The organism is Levilactobacillus koreensis JCM 16448 (assembly GCF_001435525.1).
Taxonomy (GTDB): Bacteria; Bacillota; Bacilli; order Lactobacillales; family Lactobacillaceae; genus Levilactobacillus; species Levilactobacillus koreensis.
Genome location: NZ_AZDP01000097.1, coordinates 2,421 through 17,630 on the forward strand (window position 1 = coordinate 2,421; position 15,210 = coordinate 17,630).

General features: G+C 47.3%; 14 protein-coding genes. 11 read left to right on the plus strand and 3 right to left on the minus strand.

All coding sequences use genetic code 11. From position 1 onward, the window contains the following. Window positions 1-964 (minus strand): RNA-guided endonuclease InsQ/TnpB family protein (locus FC99_RS08550; RefSeq protein ID WP_235805896.1); only part of this gene is annotated, 964 nt, incomplete at its 3' end. Window positions 965-1,059: 95 nt separating this feature from the next. Between FC99_RS08550 and tnpA the strand changes: the two genes are divergently transcribed. From tnpA to FC99_RS08595, 10 genes are all read left to right on the plus strand, one after another. Then, window positions 1,060-1,476, plus strand: a complete 417-nt coding sequence (gene tnpA / locus FC99_RS08555) for an IS200/IS605 family transposase (RefSeq protein WP_048732980.1) — start codon at window positions 1,060-1,062, stop codon at window positions 1,474-1,476. A gap of 66 nt (window positions 1,477-1,542) precedes the next feature. Next, complete coding sequence (locus tag FC99_RS14200; RefSeq protein WP_268872116.1) at window positions 1,543-1,665, plus strand: DUF6290 family protein; 123 nt, start codon at window positions 1,543-1,545, stop codon at window positions 1,663-1,665. A gap of 415 nt (window positions 1,666-2,080) precedes the next feature. Next, entirely contained in the window at window positions 2,081-2,770 is a 690-nt protein-coding gene (gene croR / locus FC99_RS08560; RefSeq protein ID WP_048732979.1) for a response regulator transcription factor CroR, read from the plus strand. A 39-nt stretch (window positions 2,771-2,809) separates the two neighbouring features. Then, on the plus strand, window positions 2,810-3,985 hold the full coding sequence (locus FC99_RS08565; protein ID WP_048732978.1) for a sensor histidine kinase: 1,176 nt from the start codon (window positions 2,810-2,812) through the stop codon (window positions 3,983-3,985). A 202-nt stretch (window positions 3,986-4,187) separates the two neighbouring features. Beyond that, the gene (locus FC99_RS08570) at window positions 4,188-5,516 is read left to right on the plus strand and encodes a serine hydrolase (RefSeq protein WP_048732977.1); all 1,329 of its coding nucleotides are present in this window, start codon (window positions 4,188-4,190) and stop codon (window positions 5,514-5,516) included. A gap of 352 nt (window positions 5,517-5,868) precedes the next feature. Next, window positions 5,869-9,006: a YhgE/Pip family protein gene (locus FC99_RS08575; protein ID WP_048732976.1), complete on the plus strand. Its 3,138-nt coding sequence runs from the start codon at window positions 5,869-5,871 to the stop codon at window positions 9,004-9,006. Between the two features lie 128 nt (window positions 9,007-9,134). After that, entirely contained in the window at window positions 9,135-9,629 is a 495-nt protein-coding gene (locus FC99_RS08580; protein WP_048732975.1) for a GNAT family N-acetyltransferase, read from the plus strand. Between the two features lie 209 nt (window positions 9,630-9,838). After that, a complete protein-coding gene (locus tag FC99_RS08585) occupies window positions 9,839-10,639 on the plus strand; it encodes an AzlC family ABC transporter permease (RefSeq protein WP_048732974.1) in 801 nt (266 codons plus the stop codon). A gap of 17 nt (window positions 10,640-10,656) precedes the next feature. Further along, window positions 10,657-11,004, plus strand: a complete 348-nt coding sequence (locus FC99_RS08590; protein ID WP_048732973.1) for an AzlD domain-containing protein — start codon at window positions 10,657-10,659, stop codon at window positions 11,002-11,004. Between the two features lie 135 nt (window positions 11,005-11,139). Further along, the gene (locus FC99_RS08595; RefSeq protein ID WP_048732972.1) at window positions 11,140-11,346 is read left to right on the plus strand and encodes a hypothetical protein; all 207 of its coding nucleotides are present in this window, start codon (window positions 11,140-11,142) and stop codon (window positions 11,344-11,346) included. A gap of 52 nt (window positions 11,347-11,398) precedes the next feature. Here FC99_RS08595 and FC99_RS08600 read toward each other — a convergent pair whose 3' ends face one another. Together FC99_RS08600 and FC99_RS08605 are read right to left on the minus strand one after the other, a co-directional pair. Further along, entirely contained in the window at window positions 11,399-12,304 is a 906-nt protein-coding gene (locus tag FC99_RS08600; RefSeq protein ID WP_048732971.1) for a hypothetical protein, read from the minus strand. Window positions 12,305-12,618: 314 nt separating this feature from the next. Further along, window positions 12,619-13,815, minus strand: a complete 1,197-nt coding sequence (locus FC99_RS08605; protein ID WP_048732970.1) for an SAM-dependent methyltransferase — start codon at window positions 13,813-13,815, stop codon at window positions 12,619-12,621. A gap of 217 nt (window positions 13,816-14,032) precedes the next feature. Here FC99_RS08605 and FC99_RS08610 point away from each other — a divergent pair, with 217 nt between their 5' ends. Continuing rightward, window positions 14,033-14,938 (plus strand): hypothetical protein, encoded by a 906-nt coding sequence (locus FC99_RS08610; protein WP_048732969.1) that lies wholly within the window; start codon window positions 14,033-14,035, stop codon window positions 14,936-14,938. Window positions 14,939-15,210: the final 272 nt, after the last annotated feature.

The window sequence follows — 15,210 nt, forward strand, 5'->3', positions numbered from 1 at the left end:
TCCGTAGTTCTTCAGCTACGACTAAATCGTGGTTTTTGATTAAGGCCGTAGAGACGTGGTGTAAAAAGTTCTTACGTTGATTGGCAACTTTAAGTTGTAATTTAGCCACTAGTAACCGTTGCTTTTGATAATTCTTTGATTCAGATAACCGTCGTTGGCTCTTTTTAGCTCGTCTAGCCCGCCGTGACAGTTTCTGTTGGGCTTTAGCTAGTTTTCCTCTAATCGTCCGGTAGTAATGGGGGTTATCAATCACCTGACCATTTGAGTCCGTCAAAAAGTTCTCAAGGTTCAGATCAATCCCAACTTTAGATTTAACGACTGATTGCTCAGAGACGAAGGGGTGTTCCGACCCAAGCTGCATGGACACAAAATAATGTCCTACGGCGTCCATTGAGACCGTTGTCGTCCCAATTCTAATGGCATCGGTTTGTCCTAAAATCTTCGATGGTAGCCCCCTGAAACGGAGACGCCCCAGCTTGGGTAACTGTAGGTAGTGGTTATCATTTAGTCTTACGCTACCATTACGCATAGTTGGTCCTGTCACTTTGGCACTGTAAAGACACGATGTTTGATAAGTCTGAGTATAACCACGTTTATGAAATTTGGGAGTCCCCGCCTGATGAACCTGACGGAACAGCTTCCAAGCGGTCTTGTAATTTTTGATGGCATTGGCTTTCATCAAACTATCAAAATCCGGATGATTCAACCAACCATGAATATTGGAGATGGCAGTTGATGGCTTCTTTAGCCTTTCAGTCAAATCAGCGATTCGATTCAAGACAAGTGTAATGGGAATTTTCACCTGCTTTAACCGGAACAGGTCATTGTTCATGCCGTTCATCTGATTGTAAATAAACCGACTAGCATCACTGTTACGCTTGATTAGCCGTTTCTGTTCAGTTGAAGGAAAGACTCTAACCTTAACCCCATAATGATAAGGTAATTGTGCCATTGTTTTCACCATAAACCGTCACCTCCCCTTGCTTGACAGTAGCATACCATATGAGTACACTACATTCATAATAAAACGCATTATAATAATATTTATGGAGGAATCGTATGAGAAAAATTGAAGGAGCAATTCACGAACGAGGCTACGTTTACAACTTTCATTTTCACTTGGTCTGGGTCACTAAATACCGACACGAGGCATTTACAACACCAAAGTTGGTCGCTGAGATGACCGATATTCTAACGAAAATAGCCCGACTGAATGAAGTGACCATTGAACAGATGAAAGTCATGCCTGACCACGTCCATTTACTGCTTAGTTTTAAGCCCAAGTATGCCCCGACTAATGTCGTCAAAGCCTTTAAGGGTGGTTCAGCTCGCCTATTCTTTGAATTACATCCCGAGATAAAAGCTCAAGAGTTCTGGGGCGGACATCTTTGGTCACCTAGTTACTTCATGAGTACCCTGGGTGATATGAGCAAGACGATTGTAGAAGACTACATTGCTAATCAGCGAAAGGTCTAGTGGCATTCATCCCTTGTTTGAAAGCAAGGGAATTCTGCCTAATTTATATTAAACGAAAACTACTCAATAGAGCAGCTAGAGGATATGTACGATGCGTTGATTGGTGAAGCAGCTTCTAAGAAGTATTGGGAAGGCAACCAACAGACGATTTCAATGGAACAGGTGATGAAAGAGCTTGGCGGACGATAGGACATTAACATGAAGGCTAGGGAGAGTTCACGCCAACTCCGTGTCAGCCGAGAGGGCGAAAAAAATAGGCTCAGCCGTGGCACTGCCTTAGTGAAGTGATTTTCTTCGCTTAGGCAGGACCGAGTTTTGAGACCTGACTTTTGGGCTCAAAATCGCGTTCACAGCGTTCCAGCCTATTTTTTCCGCCCGGTAAGGCGCTGGTAAACACAGTTTGCCCCGTTAAGTCACCGTTAAACTTGAGGTTGGCTAGACGGGGATAAATAGTGTAAGATTAAGGAATGGTAAAGTGCCTTACGCCCGACTAAAGGTTCGGGTTTTCCGGCCGCACCGCCAGGGTTATTTGTTAAAATGGACTTAAACCCACGGGGAAGACGGCTAGTGGAATTGCCTAGCTGGCAAAGGAGATTAGCACAATATGAAAATTTTAGTTGTCGATGATGATAAAGAAATTGCTCAATTACTTGAAATCTACATTAAAAATGAAGGCTACGAACCCTTAACCGCCTATAACGGTAAGGAAGCGCTGACCAAATTACACACCACGCCCGATATTGCCCTAATGATTTTGGACATCATGATGCCCGAAATGAGCGGGATCGAAGTTGTGAAGGAAGTTCGAAAAGATTCACAGATTCCAATTTTGATTCTGTCGGCCAAGACTGGCGACATGGATAAGATTCAGGGCCTAATCACCGGTGCCGATGATTATGTGACTAAGCCATTCAACCCCTTAGAGGTCATGGCGCGGGTTAAGTCATTGTTGCGGCGGAGTCAAGACCAAGTGACCGATGACAGCCCAGATATTTTGGACATCGGAACGCTGACCATCAACAAGGATTCTCACGAGGTCAAGACGATCGCCGGCAAGACGATTTCATTGACGGCGCTTGAGTTCGGGATTCTCTACTTGTTGGCGAGTCACCCCAACCGGGTCTTTTCGGCCGACGAAATTTTCGAACGCGTTTGGCGGCAGGAGAGTATCGTTTCCGCCAAAACCGTCATGGTCCACGTGAGTCATTTACGGGATAAGATTGAAGACGCCACAAACGGTGAAAAGGTGATCCAAACCGTTTGGGGTGTGGGGTACAAGATTGAATCGCACTAATCAATGTCACAAGTTTAGCCGTTGCTGGGGGGCCGCAATATGAAGTTAACCACGCGTGAGAAGAGCGCGCTGTTCATGGAAGGCGTCGTGACCGTCATCCTACTGTTCATGTTAAATCTGGCGTTGCTGGTCCTGATCGTTCAGGCCATCGAAAGCAACCCCGGATTGCGTGATGGGATTTTCATTATCAAACGGTCCGTTGTCTTTGGCCCCAACCATTTTCAACTGTGGAGTTGGGAAAACCTCTTCATTGGTCTGATGGTGATTGGCGATGCGTTGGTCGTTTGGTGGCGGCTGATTCGGCGTTACCGGCAAATGCAGCTGCACCATATCATTGAAGAGCTACATTACATTGCCAACGGTCACTTTGATCACCGAATTCCGTTTCGGGTCAGTGGCGACGTGCAACGCGTGGTCGATTCGGTCAACGCGTTGGTCGATTCCGTCATTCATTCGATGGATGAGGAGCGGGCAATCGAGAAGTCGAAAGACGAACTGATCACCAACGTCAGTCACGATATCCGTACGCCATTGACGTCGATCATTGGCTATTTGGGATTGATTGAAGACCAGCAGTATCACTCGACAGATGACCTGTTAAAATACACCCACACGGCCTTTCTGAAATCAAAACAGATGAAGTCATTAGTTGATGACCTCTTCGAATACACGAAGGTTCGGCAAACAGATACGCCGTTGAGCCTGACCAACATTGATTTGGCAGCGATGCTAGAACAATTGGCGGCCAGCTTCGAACTGGAAGGCCAGAAGAAGGGGATGGCGATTGGTGCCACCAGCACGCCTGAGACGTTGATGATGGAGGCTGACCCGGAAAAATTAGTCCGAGTATTTAACAACTTGGTCTCTAATGCATTGAAGTATGGGGATGGCGGTAAGCATATTAATTTAATTGCCAAACGCGTCAGCGATGCCGAATTAGAGGTACGCGTCACTAACGACGGTCCGAAGATTCCCAAGGAGTCGTTGTCGATGATCTTCGAACGGTTCTACCGGGTCGAGGAGTCCCGTTCCAAGGAAACTGGCGGGACCGGGTTAGGCCTGGCCATTGCCCAGAGCATTGTGGCCCTGCACGGCGGGTACATCTACGTTGAGTCCGATGATGCGCTGACCAGCTTCGTGATTCATTTACCGGTCAAGCACGATGCCCCACTGCAGATTCCCCAACGGTTGAAGGCACCAGGGAGTTTGGATTAGGGAACACGTACTAGTCGATGGTTTGAATCGGAATAGTGAGAACCCGGTCGCGGGATATTTATGGTACACGGGACCGTTTCTAACGTCAGTGGGACCGGCGCTCAAAAGACAGTCTAAGCCGTAGTGCGACCAGCAACATCAATTTAATTTTGTAACAAGCACTGGGTTATCAGTGCTACATAAGATAGAGGAGTTTTGAAGAATGAAACGTTTAAAGCGGATTGCGATGGGCCTGGTGACGGCGGTAACGCTGTTTGCCGGTGGCCTGAGTACGGCTGTGACGCCAACGATGACGGCGCATGCGGCCAGCACCAAGAGTACCAGCACCACGGTCAACCTGAAGGCTAAGGCGGGAATCGCCGTTGATGCCCAGACCGGCCAGATTCTATACAGTAAGAACAGTGACCAAGCGTTACCAGTCGCTTCCATGACGAAGCTGTTATCCATCTACATCGTGTTGGATGCGGTGCACAGTGGCAAGCTGAAATGGGACCAAAAGATCACCATTAACAAGGACATTGCTAAAGTGGCAAAGGACACAAACTTGTCCAACGTACCATTGCGGGAGGGCCATAAGTACACGGTCAAGTCCCTGTACCAAGCCTCGCTCATCTACTCAGCTAACGGGGCCATTGAAGCCCTGGGAGTTGCGGTAGCGGGCACCCCCCACGCCTTCGTTGACCGGATGAAGGCCCAAGCGAAGAAGTTAGGCATGACCGACGTTAAGATTTACAACGCTTGTGGGTTGACCAACAAGCAGGTCGGCAATCTTGGCTACAGCAACGTTAAGGGCTCTGCCGAGAACGAATGGTCCGCGGCCGACCAAGCTAAGTTGGCCGTTGCGTTGTTGAGCAAGTACCCCGAGGTTTTACAGACCACGAAGATCAGTAAGATGTGGTTTGAAAAGGGCACGCAGGACGCCACCAAGATGGACAACTGGAACTGGATGTTGAAGGGGCTAACGGCTTCTTATTCCAAGCTCCACGTTGACGGTTTGAAGACTGGGACGTCCAAAGCAGCCGGTGCCAACTTTACCGGGACGGCCAATAACGATGGCAACCGCATTGTGACGGTGGTCCTCCATGCGTCACACAAGTCGGAGACCGATGCCGCTCGTTTCCAACAGACCCAAAAGATGATGTCTTACGTCTACAATAATTTCAAGACGGTAGCTTACAAGGCCGGCGACCAAGTTAAGGGCGCTAAGTCCGTGACGACCAACGACGCTAAGGAAAAGACGGCTAAGATCGTCTTGTCAGATGGCGTTAAATTGTGGATTCGCGATGACCAAGTCGCCAGCAACATTTCCGCAACGACCACGTTGCAGTCAAAGCTGACCAAGAACAAGGCGTTGGAGGCACCAGTTGCCAAGAACACTGAGGTTGGGACGGCCAACATCTCATTGAAGGGCGACCAACTGGGCTTCTTGGGTAACACCAAGACGACCAAGGTACCCGTTAAGGTGACTAAGGCCGTTGAAAAGGCCAACATCTTTGTTCGTATGTGGCGGGCAATCGTTTCGTTATTCTAAATTGAATTTAGTAGTCGCTGACCGATAATGGGCAGCGGCTTTTTTGTTAGGCAATTATAATAGTAGAAAGTGATGCCCCAACTTGATTTCAATCAAAGCCAAGCGCAGATCTCGCCAGTATACTAGGACATATCATCGGAACATGAGCTGAACTTGAGCCGCAATAAAATTTAAAAATAAATTTCGAAGAGGTCCAAATGCATGTGGGACAAGGCTGGTGACGCTTTCTAAAGATTGTCTATGGCGTGTTATTGTTTTGACAAGTCAAGTATTAATGTGCGAAGATACTTTTAATATTAGCCTAAGACATGCATTTTTAAGGATATTTTGAGGATAAAGGGAGTTGGCATTCGTGAACATGGTAAAAGGTGAATGGAAATACATTCGGCACAATCGGTTGATTTTAATCTCCGTTTTGGCCATTATGTTTATTCCATTTCTCTACAGTATCTTCTTTCTGAAGTCAGTCTGGGATCCATATGGCGAGACCGGAAAGTTACCCGTTGCGGTGGTCAATCAGGATAAACCTGTGACCTACCAAGGGCAAAAGTTAAATGTTGGGGACCAGACCATCACCAATTTGAAGAAAAATAAGCAATTGGGTTGGCGGTTCGTTTCTGCCAAAACGGCAGCGCAGGGATTGAAGGACCACAAGTACTACACGGTCATCACGATTCCAAAGAACTTCTCGGCCAACGCAGCGACGGCCTTGGACGAGCACCCCAAGAAAATGACCTTCACTTATAAAACCAACGCGTCCGCAAACTACATCGCGAAGGTTATGAGTGATGTTGGGTCAGACAAGCTGAACAGCGAAATCCGCGCTAAGGTGACGAAGGCCTACGCCCAAGCAACCTTTAAGCAGATCTACGCGGTCGGCAAAGGGATGAACAAGGCGGCCAAGGGCTCGAACCAGTTGAAAGACGGGACGGTCACGTTGACTGACGGTCTGAACACCTACACGACTGGGGTCAAGACGCTGAACGGTGGTCTGCAACAAATGAAGACCTCCGTGACGCCTTTGGCAACTGGTATTCAAAAGTTGTCGACTGGCTCTAAGACACTGCAGAGTGGGTTAAACACCTACACGGCAGGGGTTGGCCAGTACGCGGCAGGGGTCAACCAGTTTACTTCTGGTGTTGGTCAGCTGAGCGCTGGGATGCCACAATTAACCGCTGGTGCAAGTAAGCTGGCTAGTGGAGCGAATACGCTGAACTCTGGTGTTTATAAGTACGTTGATGGGGTTTACACGTTAAATTCTGGTATGCAAACTTTGAGTAGTAAAGTTGGCCCACTTGCTAGTGGTGTTACTAAGCTATCCACTGGGAGTACAGCTTTAACTGCTGGTTTGAAGAAACTTGATGGCAATTCGACTGCATTGAAGTCAGGAGCTAGCCAAGTTTCAGGTGGGGTCACTGAGATTCAGAACATGTTGACTAGCTTGGCTCCTGGTTTAAAGACGCTTGAAAGCATGACTAGTGACACCGCTAAGATTTCTGCGGTTCAGAATCTCTTGACATCATTATCTAATAGTGGTGCATTGGATTCTTCAAATGTACAAGCAATTGCTACGGACATTGCTAGTTTGAAGACTGCACAAACTGGTTTAGTTAGTGGTCAGGCAGGATTAACTAATACTGCTGGACAGGTTGCTGCTGATTTACAAGCTATGAAAGGCCTCCAAGACGTCGCCGGTCAACAAGCAAATGCCACAAGTACGACGAATACAAGTACTAGCACTGAAGGTGTTGATGCTACTCAAGATGCCGCAGCTGAGGCAAGTAAGAATGCAGCTGCTTTGAGCTCAGCGGCTGCAGCTAATGACAGTAGCGCTGTCAGCAGACTCGCTGGGACTGTTGCTCAGGATACACAAACTACTGTAAGCAAAGCAGAAGCAATTAAGTCAAGCAGTTCAACAACCAATACAACTGAAGCTAAGGCTGCGGGTGGTACAGATGCTGCAACTGCAACGGCAAAATTGGTTGCCGATACGACAAATCTGTTAACGGAGCTTCAGGCGTTGAATAGCGGATTGCAGGCTATGCAGACAGCTGCAACGAGTCTCAATACGCATACTGCTGCACTTCAAAGCTTAGCGGCTGCATTACCATACTCTGGTTTATCAAGTGCTGATTTAGGACAGTTATCAGCAGCTTTGACGACTTTACAAAATAGTAGTTCAGCGATTGCCCAATTAGGCAGTTCATCAGCTGATTTACAAAAATTAGCCGATGGTGCTAACTCATTGAAATCTGGTATTGGTCAATACACTGATGGTGTATCGACTGCACTGGGTGGATCACAAGAGTTGACAACTGGATTATCGACTCTTAATAAGAGCGTGCCTGCTTTGACAGGTGGGGTTCTGCAATTGACTAATGGTACCAAGAAGTTAGCCAAGAACGGGGCAACTTTACAAGGTGGTGCTAGTCAATTAGCTAGTGGGACCACTACATTGAATGCTGGGCTACAAACCGCTGCGGCTGGGGTTAACAAGCTTAACGCCAACACGCCAAAGCTGACTGCTGCCGGCAACAAGTTGACGAGCAACTCGAACAAGTTAAACCAAGGTGCAAGCCAATTGAGCTCTGGCTTGACCACGTTGAACGACAGCGTGCCAACCTTGACCAGTGGGGTTAACCAACTGGCTGCTGGGTCCGCTAAGCTGGATGCCAACAGTGGCAAGCTGGTCGCTGGTGCCAACAAGCTTAAGGACGGGAGCGGTACCTTAGCGAAGTCTTTGAAGAGTGGTGCTGATCAACTCGCAGCACAACCATTGACGAACAAGACGGCCGACATGTTTGCTGCACCAACCAAGCTGAAGCATGAGAACTACAGCTACGTGCCAAACTACGGTCACGCCTTAGCGCCATACGTACTGTCCGTTGCCCTCTATGTTGGGGCCTTGGTCTTCAACTTTGCCTTCCCAATTCGGAAAGTCTCACGTGAAGACGGGACTGCTACGGGCTGGTTCCTCAGCAAGGTTTCTATCGGTGCCGTTGAAGCACTGGCAATGGGACTTGTCGAACCAGTACTGATGATGTTAGGTGGCTTGACGGTCGACAATCCAGGTCAAATGATCCTGGTTTCCGTGTTCTTCGCGGAGGCGTCGATGTTTATCGTCATGTTCCTGTCAATGCTGCTGGACAACCCTGGACGGTTCATCGCCATGGTTCTCCTGATGCTGCAACTTGGTGGTTCCGGTGGGACGTTCCCAATGGAAGTTACCAACCATTTCTACAACGTTGTGCACCCATTCCTGCCAATGACTTACTCGATCCTCGGATTCCGTGAAGCCATTACGTCGGGGATGGCGGGTGAAGTTGGTCAGGCCATTTGGGTACTGACGCTCTTCACGATTCTGGCATTAGCGCTGTTGTGGCCAACGATGGTTTGGTTACAGAAGAAGCATTTGATGGGCAAGTCACAGTTGGACGACAACCAAAAGCTCCAAGAGGTTGAAGACCCAACGTCGAACTCTCATTCATAAAAGAATTACTGGGAAGTCTGGATGAAGATCCGGGCTTCTTTTTTTTCGGCTAAATTGGAAAAATTGGCCGTGGTGCTGAAAATAATTTTGCGTATAATGGAACGCAGTAAGAGAAAAGAGGGACCGTTATGGCAGTGACATTTCGTTTGGCCACGACCGCTGATTACCCGCGGCTGGTGGCGATTTATAACGAGGCGATCGCCACGAAGGGAAGCACGGCTGACTTGGAGCCGGAGACGGTGGCGCAGCGGCAGGAGTGGTTTGCGGAGTTCAGTGACGACCACTTTCCATTATGGGCGATTGAGAGCGCCGGTGAGGTCGTTGGTTATGTGGGGTTAGAACCTTACAGTGATCGGGCGGGTTACCGTTATACGGCCGAAATAGCCCTTTATTTGGCACATGAGGCACAGGGTCAGCATATTGGGAGCCAGGCGGTGGCTTGGGTGGATGAACAGGCACCGAAATTGGGGCTGACAACCATTATTTCCAGAATATTTGGTCATAATCGGGCGAGCCGTGGCCTGTTTGAGCAGGCGGGGTATGCCCACTGGGGACATTTACCAGCGATAGCCGATATGGCTGGCTTTACGGCTGATTTGGAGGTTTATGGGAAGCATTTCTAGGGCAAGTCGTGGCTGTGAAAATAACCCGTATTTTTTCACAAGAAGGGAAACAAACGCGGCGAAATCCGGGATACAGCTTGATAAATATTAGAGTTGTTATATGAAAATGACTTGAAACATGTTAAAATATCATCGTGTGGTTTTATGGCTAATGGGTAAACCCGTTAACCTGATTCATATCTCAGAGTATTCGACGGAGGCAAACATTCTTGAATAAACGACGGCCAAACCCCAAGCAGGTGACGGACCCGAATGAACCCTTATGGCGGTCTACACTGCGGGTAGCCATGCCCCTTAATTTGAGTTACATCCCAATCGGGCTGGCTTGTGGGATTTTGCTACACGCGGCAGGGTTCAATACCTTACTGACTGGATTAGTTTCGATCTTGATCTTTTCCGGTGGGGCACAATTTTTAATTGCCACGATGTTGACTATTAATTCCCCATTACTTTCAATTGTTTTGATGCTGTTCTTCTTGGAATTACGGTATGCTTTACTGAGTTCGAGTTTATCGCCTTACTTAAAGGGGCAATCCAACCACTTTTTGTTCATCTTCGCGGTGTCTTTAAACGATGAAAACTACGCCATTAACTACTTAAAATTCGCGACTGATAAAAAGTGGACGGGTAAGGAAGCCTTGATGGTGGAACACTATTCCTTACTGTTTTGGGCTGCCAGCAACGTTATTGGGAGTTTGATTGGGAGTACGTTGAAGATTGACTTGGGCATTGTAAACTTTGCCTTGACGGCGCTCTTCTTGTACATGATCGTGATGCAGATCAAGAACCGTTTGACGGTTGTGATCTGCTTGATTTCGGGTGTGTTGGCGGCGGTATGTATGATGCTGACCAAGAGCACGCTGGGATTGGTGATTTCGACGATTATTGCGTCGCTGATCGGCTTCTTCTTAGAAACAACGTTACGGAAGCATTTACCCGACAGTCATTGGCTGTGGAAACTACGGGGGCCGGGCGCCAAGAAGTCAGTAGTTGAGAATACGGACGAATAGGATACGGGAGACGCTATATGAGTGCAGTTAATACGTGGAACAGTACGCAACACTTTTGGTTGATTATTTTGGGCTTTTGCGTTGCCTTTGTGCCGCGCTTTCTACCCCTAATGTTATTCACCAAACGGGCAATTCCCGAATGGTTCAACGAATGGATGAAGTTTGTGCCGGTATCGCTGTTTACGGCGCTAATCGTTAAGGATATTTTCATCGACAGTGCGAGCTATGCGCTGATCTTAAATCACTTCGCAGAGATGTTGGCGGCCGTCGTGGTGGTTATCGTCGCCTATAGAACACGGTCAATGTTGATTTCGGTGGTTACCGGATTGATTGCGGTGTTCCTGTTGTCGATGGTAATTGCGTGATTAAATTAAATAATGAGTTGAAAGACTAGGCAGATGCTTGGCCTTTTTTTAGTTACTATCCATTTATGGTCGTTTTAATTGACCTTATCTATAAAAGAGCCTATGGTTGGTCGCAGAAAAGAGGCACCATGTAGTATGGCAGAAACAATTTCGATTCGTTTGGATAAGGCAACGGAACGACGATTAGAAAGTTATACGCGCCTGCACCACATCAATGATGAGGATTACATCAAGCAGGTCGTCGCGGCTAGCTTGGAAAGCCGGCCAACTGAACGCGTAGTAAAACGGCCAATGGCAAATATGTCTTGGCGGGATACTTTGAAGGAATTGGATTTGGACTAAAGTAGTAAAGGAGAGCATGGCCGGATGATGGCAATGCTCTCCTTTTGTGAACCTAGAAGTCGTAGTCTGTGCTTTCATATGGTGCATCGGGTTGAAGTGCTTGTAATTCTTTTGCTAGCTTTTCAACTTGTTCGCCAAGTGGCCGGATTTTTTCTCGCATCGTGCGGAACTTCTTATTTGTAGCAATATAGGTGGGTAAATATTGTTCGTATTTACTTTTGGCCAAGTCTAGGTTCTTTTGAGCAATAGCTATTTCTTCTTTGTTTCCATTAGAAATTTTTCGATATAGTTCAAGCCTTGCACGCTCAACATTGGCCTGATAGCCAAAGATAAATTCGTCATCATACTCGCCAACGGGTAAGCCTGAAAGTGTTGGGTCAAGTGCAATAGCCATCTTAGCGTAAGCATTTTTAGCGATTTCCAACTGTGACTTCTTTTCTCTAATGAGCTGTTCCTTAGATTTGGAAGGAGTTGTCGGCAAAACGGGACTAGATGGTGTGACATTGCTGGAAATAATACTATTTGAAATGGTATTATTTCCGGCTACTGTTTGTGGTGCAACTACACTTTCAGGTTTCAAAGTATTTTTTTCAGTAATTGTTCCGTTCTCAGCAGCCTGTTTAATTGGTTTCGTCGTTTTAACAACATGCGAATAAGTCCGTCCCTTAAATCCATGCTTTGTAGCTTTAAGCTTGAATTTCAGTTTTGTCAGATTGTTCTGTTTAACCTTAATCACAAACTTTCCGTGCTTATCAGCTTTGGCTGCAACTTTCTCACCATGCTTCAGGTGAATCAGCTTGACGTGAGCATATTTAGTCGTTTTCCCCGAAACGGTGTGTTTAGAAACCTTCACATGCGTAAATTTGCTGATTTGCCTAGTCTTCGCCATAGCAGAAATTTCTCCACCTGAAATGGCTGTCAGTAACGTTGCCAGCATAACTATCTTTTTAATCCCCATAATATTAATTATCCCCTTACACTGTATTTGGCATTGATTGTATTTGACAGGTATAAATGTAACATGACTGTTTTACCAATAGAAGGGGAACGAAAAATTTATATTTTTATACCCATTCTGATATAGGTATGCTGGGACTTTGGCTGCTTTTGGGAGCTAACGTTACGATATGGAAAAGTTCAGTCTGAGCCGGAGCGCGGCCAGTTCCAACCAATTTTTATCCGCCGCAAAAAAAGGCACCAACCAACGGTGATCAATCCGTCAGTTGGCGCCTTTTCCGTCGAGCAATCCGCGGTCGCTCGACCTCATTTGAATTAGTTGGTTACCTCAGCATGACTATCCGTGTACATGTAGTCACGGGTCATTGGCAACATCCGGGCTGAAGGGCCCTTAGAAATCAAATACTGAATCACGTCAATATTACCAGATTTGAAGGACGCTGCGCAAGCTTGTAAATAAAGATCCCACATGCGGACGAACCGGTCATCGAACATCTTGGCCACTTCATCGCGGTGTTCGTTGAAATTCTTGTCCCAAATTTCAACGGTCTTCTGGTAGTGACGACGCAGTGGTTCCATGTCGTCGATCTGCAGACCACTTTCGATGATGTGCGTGGTGTTTTCAATCAAGCCGGGTACGTAGCCACCGGGGAAGATCCACTTGTTGAGCCAGCCGTTGTTGGCCCCACCCTGTTGCCGGGTGATTCCGTGAATCAAAGCGACGCCATCGTTCATCAGGTACTTTTGAACGCAGCCGAAGTATTGGCCTAAGTTTTCTTGGCCAACGTGTTCGAACATCCCAACGGACGTGATGTAATCCCATTGTTCGTTGCCCAGTTCACGGTAGTCTTCTAAGCGCACTTCGGCAACGTCTTCGAGACCTTCATCCTTGATCTTTTGGTTCACGTAGTCATATTGTTCCTGACTTAACGTGATCCCGGTCACGTGCAGGTCATATTCCTTCGCCGCCGTCAGCATCAATGTTCCCCAGCCACAGCCAATATCTAAGAGGGTCTTCCCAGGTTGGGGATCAAGCTTCTTAATGATATGGTGAACCTTGTTCATTTGTGCCGTGTAAAGGTCATCTTCGGGCGTTTCAAAGTAGGCACAGGAGTAAGTCATGGTGTCGTCCAACCACAGATTGTAGAAGTTATTCCCAATATCGTAGTGGTTTTGCACATCGGTCTTGCTTTCCTTTTCCGTGTGCTTTTGCTTCGGCAGGAAGTTGATGAACTTCTTGTTGTGGAAGAAACTGTCGGCGTTTTCGTAAGCGGCCGTCAGTAGGTCTTCAATACTGCCATCGATTTCGATTTTGCCATCCATAATGGCTTCTCCCAGCGCAATAGACGCGTTGCGGGAGATTTCCTTGACCGGAATGGCCTCGTGAATGGTGATGGTAATCTCGGGAGTGCCAGTCCCATAAACATCGCTGCTACCGTCCCAGTAGTTAATGCGGACGGGGATGTTGAAGGTGTGGCTCAGGAACGTTTTGTAAAATGTTTTTTCAAGCATGTCAGGAGTCCTTTCCGGTTTTCTTGTTAAATTTTGGACACAAAGAAAACGAATTATACTCAGCCATTATACGCCTCATAGGGGAGATAGTGTAAGGAGAGGTTTCGATGTAAACGCTTAACCTTTTCTTAGAGTGATTCCCTGTGGCTAAAATCGCCGATTCGGTGGGGAGGCATGGTATAATGTAGCTACAATATACCAGTGGGGGTCTTTCACTTTGAAAAAATGGGTATGGGTCGTGGCAACAATCGTTGTGGCACTGCTGATTGGTGGTTACGCGTATTCAAATCACCACGCGACAACCAAAGAGTACCAAGCGGCAATGGCCAACGGGCGTACTGCCATTGAAAGTAAACATTACACACAAGCCGAAAGTTATTTTCAGAATGCGCTAAAACGCCGACTGAACGATAAAACGGCGCAGACGTACTTGACGCAGACACAGCGCTACGTTGCCGGTGAAAATGCACTGGATGCGCGGCACTTTACGGTTGCTCAAAAGCACTACCAAGCCGTCAAGGACACGACTGGTGGGTCTAGCGTGTTAGTCACGCGGGCAACGAAGCAAGTGAAGAAGGTCAAGTTAATTCGGGCCAACTACAAGCAGTTCAAGAAGATTCTGACGAAGGCGCAGGGACAAAACAAGGCGCTGAACTACGGGCAATCCAACACGACGCTGGACGAACTCTTTACGAACGCGAAGTTCCGCGAAGTCTACTACAAGGGCTTGTATGATCAAGCATTGCAGCTGCGGAAGTCCAATAATGCTGGCCAATCTAGCTCGGTGACGGAAGCCAGCAACAGTGACTCGTCGACCAGTAGCAGTAGCGATGACTCCAGCAGCAACGCAACCAGCGGGAGTTCGAGCGCGTCATTGACGTCTTCCGAACAGTCCGCGGCGAACGCGTACTCTGGAAGCAACGAATATACCGTCACGCAGAGCCAACAGGAACTGAACGGTAAAACGATTACGGTAGCACAGATCAATAACGCACGTAAGACGATCAATGCCGCTGGTGGCCAAGCCGACGCCATGAGTGATCAAGACGTCCGGGTTGCCATTCAACAGGCCAACAAGAAGGACATGTCACTGACGAAGTACACGGATAAATATTTGAAATAAGGTTGTATAGGGAAGGCAAGTACGCTGAGAGAGTGGACTTGTCTTTTTTGTTGATTTAAATATTAGATAGTCTGATGATGGATTTTCCGAACTGAGCGGTCAGTGGGGGTCATCGTCAGACTGATTAAAGAAACATACTGTTACATCGTGTGGCTCCCATTTGTTCTGACTGCTGAGTAGCAACGTTGTATAAGATAGGCTGGAAAATAAAGATACTTATGCCCGGATTATTCATTAACAAGATTTCTTACCAAAATAGGTAGGTCCGAATC